The sequence below is a fragment of the Streptomyces sp. NPDC093801 genome, assembly GCF_040701585.1.
GTDB lineage: Bacteria > Actinomycetota > Actinomycetes > Streptomycetales > Streptomycetaceae > Streptomyces.
Genome location: NZ_JBFBDP010000009.1, coordinates 182,373 through 195,248, shown reverse-complemented (window position 1 = coordinate 195,248; position 12,876 = coordinate 182,373). Strand labels below are relative to the sequence as shown.

At 70.2% G+C, this 12,876-nt stretch carries 13 protein-coding genes, 1 tRNA gene and 1 pseudogene; 6 read left to right on the top strand and 9 right to left on the bottom strand.

Going from position 1 to position 12,876, the window contains the following annotated elements; translation table 11 throughout:
- Nucleotides 1-53 precede the first annotated feature (53 nt).
- Nucleotides 54-776, top strand: coding sequence for an SIMPL domain-containing protein (locus AB0469_RS12710; protein ID WP_366451331.1), 723 nt, complete (start codon nucleotides 54-56; stop codon nucleotides 774-776).
- A 156-nt stretch (nucleotides 777-932) separates the two neighbouring features.
- Nucleotides 933-2,360, top strand: coding sequence for a pyruvate kinase (gene pyk / locus AB0469_RS12705; RefSeq protein WP_366451330.1), 1,428 nt, complete (start codon nucleotides 933-935; stop codon nucleotides 2,358-2,360).
- A 67-nt stretch (nucleotides 2,361-2,427) separates the two neighbouring features.
- On the opposite strand, the gene AB0469_RS12700 is transcribed toward pyk, so the two are convergent.
- From AB0469_RS12700 to AB0469_RS12690, 3 genes are all read right to left on the bottom strand, one after another.
- On the bottom strand, nucleotides 2,428-3,558 hold the full coding sequence (locus tag AB0469_RS12700; protein WP_366451329.1) for a serine hydrolase domain-containing protein: 1,131 nt from the start codon (nucleotides 3,556-3,558) through the stop codon (nucleotides 2,428-2,430).
- Between the two features lie 126 nt (nucleotides 3,559-3,684).
- Nucleotides 3,685-3,936 carry an EF-hand domain-containing protein gene (locus tag AB0469_RS12695; RefSeq protein ID WP_366451328.1) on the bottom strand — a complete coding sequence of 84 codons (252 nt, stop codon included), beginning with the start codon at nucleotides 3,934-3,936 and terminating at the stop codon, nucleotides 3,685-3,687.
- Nucleotides 3,937-3,971: 35 nt separating this feature from the next.
- The gene (locus tag AB0469_RS12690; protein WP_366451327.1) at nucleotides 3,972-4,637 is read right to left on the bottom strand and encodes a MerR family transcriptional regulator; all 666 of its coding nucleotides are present in this window, start codon (nucleotides 4,635-4,637) and stop codon (nucleotides 3,972-3,974) included.
- 117 nt (nucleotides 4,638-4,754) lie between these two features.
- On the opposite strand from AB0469_RS12690, the gene AB0469_RS12685 reads away from it, so the two are divergent.
- From AB0469_RS12685 to AB0469_RS12675, 3 genes are all read left to right on the top strand, one after another.
- Entirely contained in the window at nucleotides 4,755-5,195 is a 441-nt protein-coding gene (locus AB0469_RS12685) for an Rrf2 family transcriptional regulator (RefSeq protein WP_366451326.1), read from the top strand.
- Between the two features lie 88 nt (nucleotides 5,196-5,283).
- Nucleotides 5,284-6,480 carry an MFS transporter gene (locus tag AB0469_RS12680; RefSeq protein ID WP_366451325.1) on the top strand — a complete coding sequence of 399 codons (1,197 nt, stop codon included), beginning with the start codon at nucleotides 5,284-5,286 and terminating at the stop codon, nucleotides 6,478-6,480.
- Between the two features lie 43 nt (nucleotides 6,481-6,523).
- Complete coding sequence (locus AB0469_RS12675; RefSeq protein WP_366451324.1) at nucleotides 6,524-7,009, top strand: GNAT family N-acetyltransferase; 486 nt, start codon at nucleotides 6,524-6,526, stop codon at nucleotides 7,007-7,009.
- A gap of 50 nt (nucleotides 7,010-7,059) precedes the next feature.
- Here the strand turns inward: AB0469_RS12675 and AB0469_RS12670 are convergent.
- Together AB0469_RS12670 and AB0469_RS12665 are read right to left on the bottom strand one after the other, a co-directional pair.
- A pseudogene (locus AB0469_RS12670) lies at nucleotides 7,060-7,194 on the bottom strand (transcriptional regulator); the annotation flags it as partial.
- Between the two features lie 109 nt (nucleotides 7,195-7,303).
- Nucleotides 7,304-7,378 (bottom strand) — tRNA-Leu (locus AB0469_RS12665).
- 98 nt (nucleotides 7,379-7,476) lie between these two features.
- Between AB0469_RS12665 and AB0469_RS12660 the strand changes: the two genes are divergently transcribed.
- Nucleotides 7,477-8,133 carry a response regulator gene (locus tag AB0469_RS12660; RefSeq protein WP_079425828.1) on the top strand — a complete coding sequence of 219 codons (657 nt, stop codon included), beginning with the start codon at nucleotides 7,477-7,479 and terminating at the stop codon, nucleotides 8,131-8,133.
- 70 nt (nucleotides 8,134-8,203) lie between these two features.
- Here AB0469_RS12660 and AB0469_RS12655 read toward each other — a convergent pair whose 3' ends face one another.
- From AB0469_RS12655 to AB0469_RS12640, 4 genes are read right to left on the bottom strand one after another with little or no spacing between them, the layout of a single operon-like run.
- Complete coding sequence (locus tag AB0469_RS12655; protein WP_042815513.1) at nucleotides 8,204-8,920, bottom strand: ABC transporter ATP-binding protein; 717 nt, start codon at nucleotides 8,918-8,920, stop codon at nucleotides 8,204-8,206.
- Nucleotides 8,917-10,047 carry an ABC transporter ATP-binding protein gene (locus tag AB0469_RS12650; RefSeq protein WP_366451323.1) on the bottom strand — a complete coding sequence of 377 codons (1,131 nt, stop codon included), beginning with the start codon at nucleotides 10,045-10,047 and terminating at the stop codon, nucleotides 8,917-8,919. The genes AB0469_RS12655 and AB0469_RS12650 overlap by 4 nt, the downstream gene beginning before the upstream one ends.
- 2 nt (nucleotides 10,048-10,049) lie before the next feature.
- Nucleotides 10,050-11,867: a branched-chain amino acid ABC transporter permease gene (locus AB0469_RS12645; protein WP_366451322.1), complete on the bottom strand. Its 1,818-nt coding sequence runs from the start codon at nucleotides 11,865-11,867 to the stop codon at nucleotides 10,050-10,052.
- Nucleotides 11,868-11,872: 5 nt separating this feature from the next.
- Nucleotides 11,873-12,802 (bottom strand): branched-chain amino acid ABC transporter permease, encoded by a 930-nt coding sequence (locus AB0469_RS12640; RefSeq protein WP_042815507.1) that lies wholly within the window; start codon nucleotides 12,800-12,802, stop codon nucleotides 11,873-11,875.
- Nucleotides 12,803-12,876 lie beyond the last annotated feature (74 nt).

Sequence of the window (12,876 nt, the reverse complement as noted above, 5' to 3'; positions counted from 1 at the left end):
AGGTTTCGATCCGATGACCAGACCCGAACGGGCGATGGTGCGACAGTGAAGCCATGACCCAGGACGCCACGCACCCCGCCCCGGCCGCCCACCACCCCTACGGCACCCCCGAAGCCCCCCGCGTCTCCGTCCGCGGCGAAGCCCGCCTCGAAGTCGACCCCGAGATCGCCCGCATCGGCATCACCGTCACCGCCCGCGGCACCGACCGCCGCGCCGCCCTCGACGACCTCACCCGCCGCAACAACACCGTCCTCGACCTCGTCAAGAGCTACGGCGACCCCGTCGAGAAGCTGGAGACCGGCGCCTTCTCCATCACCCCCGAACTCACCCGCCACGGCCGCGGCGAACGCGTCCGCGCCTACCACGGAACCGTCCACCTCACCGTCGAACTGAACGACTTCACCACCCTGGGTGAACTCACCAGCCGGCTCGCCGACCTCGAACTCACCCGCGTCGACGGTCCCTGGTGGGCCCTGCGCCCCACCTCGCCCGCCCACGGCGAAGCCCGCCGCCAGGCCGTCCTCGAAGCCGTCCAGCGCGCCCGCGCATACGCCCACGCCCTCGGCGCCGACCTCGCCGCCCTCGTCGAACTCGCCGACCTCGGGGCCGAGGACGCCGCCCCCCTCGCCATGGCCGCCCCCGCCGGCGCCTACCGCTCCATGGCCTTCGCCGGGACCGAGGACGCGGGCGCCCCGCCCCTCGACCTCGAACCCCAGCGGCAGACCGTCCTCGCCCAGGTCAACGCCCGCTTCACGATGACCCCGCCCCGGCTCTGAAACCCGTCCGGAACGCCGGGACGCGACCTGCGCGGAGGTGCTCATCAGAGCACCTCCACGCACATTCAACAAATGTCAACAACCTTTTGCCCAACGGTTGTTGAGCAGACATGCCCACCACATTTCCTACCCCTCGGTAGGGCATACGCTCCCCCCATGCGCCGAGCGAAAATCGTATGTACCCTGGGCCCCGCCACCGACTCGTACGACCAGATCAAAGCCCTGGTCGAAGCCGGAATGGACATCGCCCGCCTCAACCTCAGCCACGGCACCTACGCCGAACACGAGGAGCGCTACCAGCGCGTACGCAAGGCCTCCGACGAAACCGGCCGCAGCGTCGGCATCCTCGCCGACCTTCAAGGCCCGAAGATCCGCCTCGGCCGCTTCCGCGAAGGCCCCGTACTCCTTGAACGCGGGGACGACTTCACCATCACCGTCGAAGACCACGAAGGCGACCGCCACACCTGCGGCACCACCTACAAGGGCCTCGCCGCCGACGTCACCACCGGCGAACGCATCCTCGTCGACGACGGCCGCGTCACCCTCGAAGTCACCGCCGTCGACGGCCCCCGCGTCCACACCCGCGTCATCGAAGGCGGCATGGTCTCCGACCACAAGGGCCTCAACCTCCCCGGCGTCGCCGTCTCCGTCCCCGCCCTCTCCGACAAGGACATCGAAGACCTCCGCTGGGCCCTGCGCACCGGCGCCGACGTCATCGCCCTCTCCTTCGTCCGCACCGGCCGCGACATCGAGGACGTCCACCGCATCATGGACGAGGAAGGCGGACGCCTCCCCGTCATCGCGAAGATCGAAAAGCCCCAGGCCGTCGAGAACATCGACGACATCGTCGCCGCCTTCGACGGCATCATGGTCGCCCGCGGCGACCTCGGCGTCGAAATGCCCCTGGAACAGGTCCCCATCGTCCAGAAGCGCGCCATCAAACTCGCCAAGCGCAACGCCAAACCGGTCATCGTCGCCACCCAGATGCTCGACTCGATGATCGACAACTCCCGGCCCACCCGCGCCGAAGCCTCCGACGTCGCCAACGCCGTCATCGACGGCACCGACGCCGTCATGCTCTCCGGCGAGACCAGCGTCGGCAAACACCCCGTCGAAACCGTCCGCACCATGGCCCGCATCGTCGAAGCCGCCGAAGAGGACATCCTCGCCAAGGGCCTCCCGCCCCTCACCGACCGCAACAAGCCCCGCACCCAAGGCGGCGCCGTCGCCCGAGCCGCAGCCGAAATGGGCGACTTCCTCGACGCCAAATACCTCGTCGCCTTCACCCAGAGCGGCGACACCGTCCGCCGCCTCTCCCGCTACCGCTCACCCATCCCCCTCCTCGCCTTCACCCCCGACCCCGCCACCCGCTCCCAGCTCAACCTCACCTGGGGCGTCGAAACCTTCCTCGGCCCCCACGTCGACTCCACCGACGCCATGGTCGCCCAGGTCGAAGAGGAACTCCTGCGCATCGGACGCTGCCGGCCCGGCGACATCGTCGTCATCACCGCCGGATCACCCCCCGGCGTCAGCGGCAAGACCAACCTCGTCCGCATCCACCACATCGGCGACCCCGTCCGCTGACACCCGCACGCCCACGCCGCCGGAGCCCGCACGCAAGGGCCCCGGCGGCGCACCCGCACGCCCGCCGTCAGCCGCACAGGGCCCGGTCCACCAGCCCCTCCAGCCGCTGCGTCACCGTGTAGTCCGCCGGATCGGCCGTCACCGCGATGCTCACCGCGCGCCCGCCCACCTTCACCCCACCCCGGGTCTCGAACCCCGTGATGTCGCCCCCGTGCCCCCAGTACACCCCGCCGCACGACAACGGCCGGCTCATCAGCCCCAGCCCGTACCCCGCACCCGAATCCCCGACCGGCACGGTCCGCATCATCTCCGCCTGCTGTTCGGGCTCCAGCAGATCCCCCTCCAGCAGCGCACCGAAGAACCGGTTCAGATCGGAATTCGTGGACACCATCTGACCAGCCGCCCACGCCGCCGACGGATCGATCTCCGTCACGTCACGCAACGGCCCGCCCACCACGTCCTGGTGGTACGCCCGAGGATGCGCCTCCCGGATACCCCGGTCACGAGGCGCCGGGAAGTACGTGTGCCGCAGCCCGAGCTCCCGCACCACCCGCCGCTCGATCTCCTCCGCCAGCGGCCGCCGCGCCACTTCCTCCACGATCAGACCCGCCAGCACGTAGTTCGTGTTGCTGTAGCCGAACGTCTTCCCGTCCCGCGACGTCGCCGGATGCCGGAACGCGATCTCCAGCAGCTCCCGCGGCTCCACGTACCGCCCCTGCTCGATCGCCTCCCCGACCTCCGCCTCGTAGTCCGGGATCCCGCTCGTGTGCTGCAGCAGCTGCCGGACGGTGAGCGAACGCCCGTCGAACCCGTCGCCGCGCACCACCCCCGGCAGGTGCTCCTCCACCGTGTCGTCCAGCCCCAGCCGGCCCTCACCCACCAACTGCAGCAGCACCACGGCGGTGAACACCTTCGTGTTGCTCCCGATCCGCACCTGCCCGTCCCGCGGCACCCCCGCTCCCGTGCCGACATCACCCACCCCGGCGGTGTACGTCCGCGAACGCCCGTCCCGCTCCGTCACGGTCGCCAGCGCCCCCGGCACCCCGCCCTCCCGCACCAGCGCGTCCAGCCCCCGCTGCACCCCGTCCGGCCGGCCCGCCGACGCCGCCGCCGGCTGCGCGGCCACCCCCACCGCCAGAACCCCGACCGCCGCCGCAGCCGCCAGACCCCGACGCCTCCGCCTCAACCGCTCACCCATGGGCCAACTCCCGGAACACAGAAGGAACACCACCGATCGGTGGCGTATCCACCCTTTCCCGGAAGGGGCCGTCCACGGGATCCCGCTACCCACCCGACCCCAGGTGGGGCAAACCCCCCTACCCCCCTACCAGCCGAACCGCCGGTCCACCTCCGCCTCGAACTCCTCGAACGACAACACCTGGTCACCGTTCTTGTCCGCCGCATCGAACAGCGCCGACGACGCGTCCGCGTCCCCCACGCCCCAGAACGGCAGGTCCCCCTGAGCCGCCAGCGTCGGCCCCTTCGACCGCAGGGCCGAAATCACCTCCAGCCGCGTCAGCTCACCGTCATGGTTCAGATCCAACGCATCGAACAGCTTCCGAGCCTTCTCGCTCACCGCAACATCCCTCCATCACCAACGGACACCCCAACCTAGGGCACCCACCCCGGCACCACCTCCCACCCGTTCACCACCCACACCAGCCGCCAATACCGCTCCACCCGCGGATCCACCGGCCCCTCCACCCCCGGAGACCGCCGGAACACCTCCCCGAACCCCTCGTCCCCCATCAACTCCACCAACTCCGCCCACGCCGCCACCTGCTCCACCGACGGATCCTCCGGCAGATCCGGCGCGGCCACCCGCACCATCGCCGCCACCGACTCGTCCGCCCCCTCCACCAGCTTCTCCACCAACCGCCGCCGCTCCTGCGCCGACAACCGCGTCACCCTGTGCATCAACCGAACCTCCTCCGGACTCGACCCGCGCTCCGCCACCAGCCGCAACACCGCCCGACGCAACCGCAACACCCGGATCTGCACCTCCACCGCATCGGCGTGCACGGCGGCCACCTCGGCCACCGACGACTCCCGATCCAGCACCCGCCGCACGGCGGGCAGACCCACGCCCAGCTCGCGCAACGTCCGCACCAGCTCCAGACGCACCAGCGCCCCGACGTCGTACAACCGGTACCCGGCACGACTACGACCGGCCGGCACGACGATCCCCTCGTCGGAGTAGAAGCGGATCGTCCGCACCGCCAACCCGGACCTCCGGGCCAGCTCCCCGATCGAAAACCACTCCGTCGCGCCGTCCATGCCCCCACCCTGAGGTCTCCACCCACTGGAGACTCAAGGCTAGGTCCGGCGGCCGGACTGGACGCGGGACCCCATGTCGTAACAGAATCAGTTGCGACAGCGAGACGGGAGACCCCGATGGGCGCGAACAGCAGCCGCATGACCGTGGCCACGCACACCCTCACCTGGATGGCCCTCGTCTGCCCCAGGCGCCCCGACGGCATCGTCACCTCGGACCAGATCGCCGACAGCGTCAACACGAACCCCGTCGTCATCCGCCGCACCCTCGGAAGCCTGCGCGACGCCGGCCTCGTGGAATCGCGGCGCGGCGCGGGCGCAGGCTGGATGCTGGCCCGCGCACCGGAGGAGATCACCCTCAGGGACGTCTACCTCGCCGTCGAACCCGACCCCCTCCTCGCCCTGCACGCCTCCACCCCCAACCAGAAGTGCCCCGTCGGCACCGGCATCCCGCCCGTGCTGCGCGAGGTGTACGACCGCGCGCAGGAGGCGATGGTGCGGGAGCTGTCCTCCGTCACCGTCGCCGACGTACTGAGGGAAACCGTCACCTCCCCGTCCTGACACCGGCCGGCCCCCACAGGCCGGCCCCTTTTCAGGCCGCTGTCGTAACTGGATTTGTTACATCAACGACCCCGGAGACCCCACCACCGTGCACCGACCACTCCTCGCCCTCGCCACCGCCATGTTCGCCATCGGCACCGACAGCTTCGTCATCGCCGGCATCCTCCCCGACGCAGCCCACTCGCTCCACGTCCCCCTCGGCACCGCCGGCTGGCTCCTCACCGCCTACGCCCTCACCTACGCCCTCCTCGGCCCCGTCATGGCCGCACTCACCACCCGATGGCCCCGCCGCACCCTCTTCCTCACCGGATTCGCGATCTTCACCACGGGCAACCTCCTCACCGCCCTCGTCCCCGTCTTCGGCATCACCCTCGCCGCACGCGCCCTCGCGGGACTCGGCGGCGCCATGATCACCCCCGCCGCCGTCGCCGCAGCAGCAGCCCTCGCACCACCAGAACGCCGCGGCCGCGCCATCGCCACCGTCATGACCGGCCTCAGCGCCGCCACCGCCCTCGGCGCACCCCTCGGCACCGCCCTCGCCGGCCTCACCGACGACTGGCGCACCACCATCCTCTTCGTCTCCGCCCTCGGCCTCCTCGCCGCCGCAGGCACCACCCTCCTCCTCCCCACCCTCCCCACACCGCCCACCGTCCCGCTCCGCACCCGCATCGCCCCCCTCGCCGACCGCCGCATCGGCCTCACCCTCCTGACCACCCTCCTCGCCTACACCGGCCTCTACACCGTCTACTCCTTCATCGGCCCCTCCCTCGACCGCGCCACCGGCGGCAACAGCGCCACCCTCGCCGCCCTGCTCTTCATCTGGGGCCTCGCCGCCACCGCCGGAACCCTCAGCTCCGGCCCCCTCGTCGACCGCTACGGCACCCGCCGCGTCATCAACACCGCCCTCACCCTCGCCGCCCTCGACTTCGCCCTCCTGCCCTGGACCACCGCCCACCTCCCCACCACCCTCGCCGCCCTCCTCGTCTGGGGCGCCTGCGGATGGGGACTCCTCGCACCACAGACCCACCGCCTCATCACCGCCCTGCCCACCGCGGCCCCCCTCCTCACCGGCCTCGCCTCCGCAGCCGTCTACACCGGCGTCTCCGCCGCACCCCTGGTCGCCCAGGCCGCGATGACCCCCCTCGGACCCCACTGGCTCGGCCCCGTCGGCGCGACCTTCCTCATCCTCGGTCTCGGCACCGCGGAAACGGCCCACGCCCTCATCCGCAGACCCCTGCCGCAACCCGCATCCGACAGGGGCCCCCAACCGTCCTCGATCAAGTAGCCCAGGCCTCCCCACACCCACGGAAAGCGAGACCCGAACCACAGTGATCACCACCGAACGCCTCCACCTGCGCCCCCTCACCGAGAACGACGCAGACTGGTGGGTACGCCTCCACGCCGACGAAGAAGTCGCACGCTTCGTCGGCAGCTACACCCCCGAGCAGGCCGAGGTACGCCTGCGCCAGATACGGCAGCAGTGGACCGAACGCGGCCACGGCCTCTGCGCCGTCCAACTGCGCGCCACCGGCGAGGTGATCGGCCGCTGCGGCCTGAACTGGTGGGAACAGTTCGACGAGACCGAGATCGGCTGGACCTTCGCCCGCGCCCACTGGGGCCACGGCTACGCGACGGAGGCAGCCCGGGCGGTCCTGGAGTGGGGCTTCGGCCCCCTCGGCCTCGACCGCATCACCGCCATGATCCACCACGGCAACTCCGCCTCGACCGCCGTAGCCCAGCGCCTGGGCTTCACCCCCCTGCGCGAGGACACGGTCCTGGACCGCCCCTGCGTCGTCCACGCCCTGGACCGGTGAGGGGGATCGCCGACGCCGACGCCGACGCCGACGCCGACGCGGTCGAGGGCGCGGGTGAGGGGGGAGGTGCGGGTTTGCCAAGCGCGGATAGCCCGGGATATCCCGGTCTCTTTGCTGACAGAGTTCAGACTGCGTCCGTCCCTCAGGAGGATGAGCGCATGTCGACGGGGCGCCAGATCGCACATATGGCCGACATTGGGGAAAACCTGCCGCTCGCGCGTGCGTTTTTCGGTAGATTCCCCTGAAAGGGGGATGGCCCGCCAAACTCGCGTGACCTTGGAATTCAAGGAAGAGTGCCCCAGGTGGGATTCGAACCCACACTGTCCGCTGTTTGAGAGCGGCCTCTCTGACCAGTTGGAGTACTGGGGCCTAAGAAACAAAGGGATCAGGGATCCCTGCGTGGCACCACCTTACAGGAGCTGGGTAGGCTCGGGGGAGCTTGTTATGCCCCGCAAAGAGGAGCCTCCGTGACCGCCGAGCACGAGTCGACGCCCACGCCCGACGCCGACCAGTCGCACGTTCCGCCGCTGACGACCCGCGTCGTCATCGCCGAGGACGAGGCGCTCATCCGTCTCGACCTCAAAGAAATGCTCGAAGAGGAGGGCTACTCCGTGGTCGGCGAGGCCGGCGACGGGCAGACGGCCATCGAGCTGGCCCGGGAGCACCGGCCCGACCTCGTGATCCTCGACGTGAAGATGCCGGTCCTCGACGGCATCTCGGCCGCCGAGAAGATCGCCGGGGAGTCCATCGCCCCCGTCCTCATGCTCACCGCCTTCTCGCAGCGCGAGCTGGTCGAGCGGGCGCGGGACGCCGGCGCCATGGCGTACCTGGTCAAGCCGTTCAGCAAGAGCGACGTCGTGCCCGCCATCGAGATGGCGGTGTCCCGGTTCGCGGAGCTGAAGGCGTTGGAGAAGGAGGTCGCGGACCTCTCGGCGCGTCTGGAGACGCGCAAGCTGGTCGACCGTGCCAAGAGCATCCTCCAGACCCAGTACGGGCTGACCGAACCGGCCGCGTTCCGGTGGATCCAGAAGACGTCGATGGACCGCCGGATGTCCATGCAGCAGGTCGCCGAGGCCGTCATCGAGGACGCCGAGGAGAAGAAGCAGAACGCCGCCGGCAAGTAGGGCGGTACGTGCGTGAGGCCCGTCTCCCCCCGAGGGGAGGCGGGCCTCACGGCTTTGCGGGTGGGTGCGGTCAGTCCTCGCCGAGGTACGCCTTGCGGACGTCCTCGTTGACGAGCAGCTCGCGGCCCGGACCGGTCAGGACGACCTTGCCGATCTCCATGACGTGGCCCTGGTCGGCCAGCGACAGCGCGGCCTGGGCGTTCTGCTCGACGAGCAGGATCGTGGTGCCCGACGCCTTGAGCTCGGCGATGGTCGCCATGATCTTCTGCATCATGAGCGGCGAGAGGCCCATCGAGGGCTCGTCGAGCATGAGCAGCTTGGGCTGGGACATGAGGGCCCGGCCCATGGCGAGCATCTGCTGCTCGCCGCCGGAGAGGGTGCCGGCGGCCTGCTTGCGGCGCTCTCCCAGGATGGGGAAGAGGTCGTAGGCGCGCTGGACGTCCTTCTGGATGCCTTCCCTGTCGTTGCGCAGGAAGGCGCCGAGGAGGAGGTTGTCCTCGATGGTCATGCGCGGGAAGATGTGCCGGCCCTCGGGGGAGTGGGCGAGGCCGAGCGAGACGATGTTGTGTGCGGGGACCTTCTTGAGGGACTTGCCCTGGAACTTGATCTGGCCGCCCTTGGGCTTGATCAGTCCGGAGAGGGTGCGCAGGGTGGTCGTCTTGCCGGCGCCGTTCGTCCCGATGAGGGTGACGATCTGGCCTTCTTCGACGGAGAAGGAGATGCCCTTGACGGCCTCGATCTTGCCGTAGGCGACGCGGAGGTCTTCGACCTCAAGGAGTGCGGTCACTTGGCCTCTCCGTCCGTGCGGGTGGTGCTGGTGGTGCTGGGGGCCTCGGCCGTGGTGTCCGCCTCGGTGGCCTCGTCCGCTCCGGTGGCCGTTTCGGCGTCGGGGGCGTCGGTGGTCTCCTCGGCGTCGGCGGTGGCCTCGGCGTCGGTGGCCGCTTCGGCGTCGGCCGGGGTGGCGTCGGCGGTCTCGGTGGCCTCGGGGGCCTCGTCGGCCTCGGGGGCCTCGGTGGTCTCCTCGGCCGGGGTGGCCTCGGCGGCTTCCTCCGCCGGGGCGGCCTCGGGGGCCTCCTCGGTCTCGGTGGTCGCCTCGGCCGCGGCGACCGCGGCGGCGTCCTCGTCCTCGGGGGCGCCTTCGAAGGGCTCGCCGAGGTAGGCGGCGACGACGCGTTCGTCGCTCTGGACCTCGCCGGCGGAGCCCTCGATGAGCTTTTCGCCCTGGACGAGGCAGGCGACGCGGTCGCAGAGGTTGAAGATGAAGCGCATGTCGTGCTCGATGACGAGGACGGCGATGCCCTTGTCCCGGATGGCGAAGATGAGTTCTTCGGTGGCCCGGGTCTCCTGCGGGTTCATGCCGGCGGTGGGCTCGTCCAGGAGGATGAGGCCCGGGTCGCTGGCGAGGGCGCGGGCGATCTCCAGCTTGCGCTGCTCGCCGTAGGGGAGGTTGCGGGCGAGGTGCTCGGCCTTGTGGTCGAGGCCGATGAACGCGAGCAGCTCCATGGCCTTTTCGCGGCTCGCCTGCTCCTCCCGGCCGAAGCTGGGCAGGCGCAGGAGGGCGGACCAGAGGCCTTCCTTGGTGCGGGTGTGCCGTCCGACGAGGACGTTTTCCAGGACCGTCATGTTGTTGAAGAGACGGATGTTCTGGAAGGTGCGGGCGATGCCGGCCGCGGTGACCTTGAAGGACTTGGGCGGCAGGACCGTGCCCTTGTACCGGACTTCGCCCTCGGTGGGGATGTAGAGGCCGGTGAGGCAGTTGAAGAAGGTGGTCTTGCCGGCGCCGTTGGGGCCGATGAGGCCGACGATTTCGCCGCTGTTGACGGTGAGGTCGACGTTCTTGACGGCGGTGAGGCCGCCGAAGCGCATCGTGACGCCGCGGGCGTCGAGGACCGTTTCGGTCGTGGTCGTCGTCATGGTCAGGCCCCTGCCTTGCTGAGGACTGCGGGCGCTTCGAGGTCCTTGTGGAGCTCGAGCTGGTTGCGCCGGTTGGGGATGAGGCCTTCGGGGCGCAGGCGCATCAGGATGACGAGTGCGATGCCGAAGACGAGGAGCTGGTACTCGCCCAGGAACTGGAGCTTGTTGGGGATCATGAAGAGGAGGGCGCCGCCGACGAGGGGGCCGGAGATGGTGCCCATGCCGCCGAGGACGACTGCCGCGAGGAGGAAGGCGGAGTTCGGGGGGACGGCGTTGGCGAAGACGTACTGGTCCGGGGTGACGGTGTAGTTCACGTGGGCCTGTACGGCGCCGGCGAGGCCGGCGAGGGTGGCGCCGAGGGCGAAGGCGATGAGCTTGACGCGGAAGCCGTTGATGCCCATGGCTTCGGCGGCGGTCTCGTCCTCGCGGATGGCGACCCAGGCGCGGCCGATGCGGGATTCGGCGCTGCGGCGGAAGACCATGATCACGATGAGGGTGACCAGGAGCATCAGCAGGAAGTAGTTGGCGAAGCGGCCGACGGCGAAGCCGGCGATGGTGTGGGTGGCGCCGAAGTCGAACCCGAAGAGGTTGACGTTGGGGACGCCGGCGACGCCGTTGGGGCCGTTGGTGAGGTCGGGGCCGGAGACGCCGTCGAGGTTGTTCATCGAGATGCGGAAGATCTCTCCGAAGCCCAGGGTGACGATGGCGAGGTAGTCGCCGCGCAGGCGCAGGGTCGGGGCGCCGATGAGAACGCCGAAGACCATGGAGGCGAGGGCGCCGAGGAGGATGGCGGCCCAGAAGGGGAGGTGGACTCCGAAGGGGGAGTTGGGGGAGCCGGAGACCAGGGCGGCGGTGTAGGCGCCGACGCCGAGGAAGGCGACGTATCCGAGGTCGAGGAGGCCGGTGAGGCCGACGACGATGTTGAGGCCGAGGGCGACGGTGGCGAAGATCAGGATGTTGACGCCGAGGGTCGCGTACTGGTCGTCGGTCTGGGTGAGCGGGAAGGCCGCGGCGGCGACGAAGGCGCCGACGAGGGCGACGTTGCGGTGCTTGGCGGTGAGTGCGGTGAAGCGGGCCACCAGGCCGGCCTTGTTGAGGGCGGCGAAGCCGAAGCCGGCGGTGATCAGGAAGCCGATGAAGAGTTCCTGGTAGGGGGTGGTGACGCCGTAGGTGAAGACGCCGAGGGCCACGGCCAGTACGGCGGTGATGACGAGGATCTCGGCGTAGGCCGGGAGGGCGCGGGCCGGGGCGGGGGTGCCGCCGGCGTGGGCGGCCTTGGTGACGGCCCAGCTGTTGCCGATGTTGTGCTTGGTCTGCTCCCACCAGCTGTCGTCGGGGTCGGCGAGCTCGGTGAGGGGGCGCTCGAAGGGGAGGGAGCGGGCGCCGAGGTAGGCGACGAGCGAGGTGGCGATGACGACGAAGCCGCCGGGCTCGAGGTTGACGAGGCCGCCGAGGGTGTTGCTGATGGCCCAGGCGGTGTAGGCGACGGTGAGGAGGGTGCCGAGGGCGCAGAGCTTGATCGCGGCGTCGGTTCCGGCGGGGGCGATCCAGCGCAGGCCCTTGATGCCGTAGGAGGAGAGGCCGAAGAGCGCGGTCAGGGCGCCGCCGACGAGGACGAGCCACTGGAGGCCGCCGGGGTACCCGTAGACGGTGAGGTCGCCGGGGAAGGCGGAGGTCCAGGTCCAGGCGAGGAAGCAGGCGATGACGGTGAGGGCGCCGCCGGCGGTGGCGAGGGCGCGGCCGGTCTTCTCGGGGAAGGAGATGCCGGCTCGGCCGGTGGCCGCCGTCTGGGGGGTGGTGTCGGTGGTGGTGGTCGTCATGGTTCTCACGCCCTGTCCGCCACGCGCTCGCCCATGAGGCCCTGGGGCCGGAAGAGGAGCACGAGGATGAGGAGTACGAACGCCCAGGTGTTGCCCCAGGACTGGCCGCCGAGCTGCTGCATGCCCGGCACGTCGGCGATGTAGGCGGTGGTGAGGGTTTCGGCGAGGCCGAGGACGATGCCGCCGATCATGGCGCCGTAGATGTTGCCGATGCCGCCGAGGACTGCCGCGGTGAAGGCCTTGAGGCCGAGGATGAAGCCCATGCGGTAGTTGACTTCGCCGTACTTGAGGCCGTAGGCGACGGCGCCGACGGCGGCGAAGGTGGCGCCGAGGGCGAAGGCGACCGTGATGATGCGGTCGGTGTTGATGCCCATGAGCTTGGCGGTGTCGGGGTCCTGGGCGGTGGCCTGCATGCCGCGGCCGGTGCGGGTCTTCTTGACGAAGAAGCCGAGGAAGGCCATGGAGATGGGGGCGGCGATCAGCAGGAAGACGTCACCGGTCTGGATGGTGATGCTGCCGATGTGGAAGGGGCCGCCGGGGAGTTCGGGGAACTTGACGGAGGACTTCGCGTCGGGGAACCAGGCCCAGACGACCTGCTGGAGGACGATGGAGAGGCCGATGGCGGTGATCAGTGGCGCGAGGCGCGGTGCGCTGCGCAGGGGCCGGTAGGCGAAGCGTTCGGCTCCCACGGCGATCAGGGTGGCGACGATGACCGCGCCTATGAGCATGAGGGGCAGGGCGATCCACATGGTGGTCCCGCCGGGGAGCATCAGCCAGACCGTGAGGGCTCCGAACCCGCCGGTCATGAAGATCTCGCCGTGGGCGAAGTTGATGAGCTGGACGATGCCATAGACCATCGTGTAGCCGATGGCGACGAGCCCGTACATGGATCCCAGTAGCAGGCCGTTGACCAGCTGTTGCGGCAGTTCGTGCACCGCAGGTCCTCCGAGTCTTTCGACGGATGTGACACCGCGCGGGGCGCTGTGGTGCGGCGCCCCGCGCGGCAGGT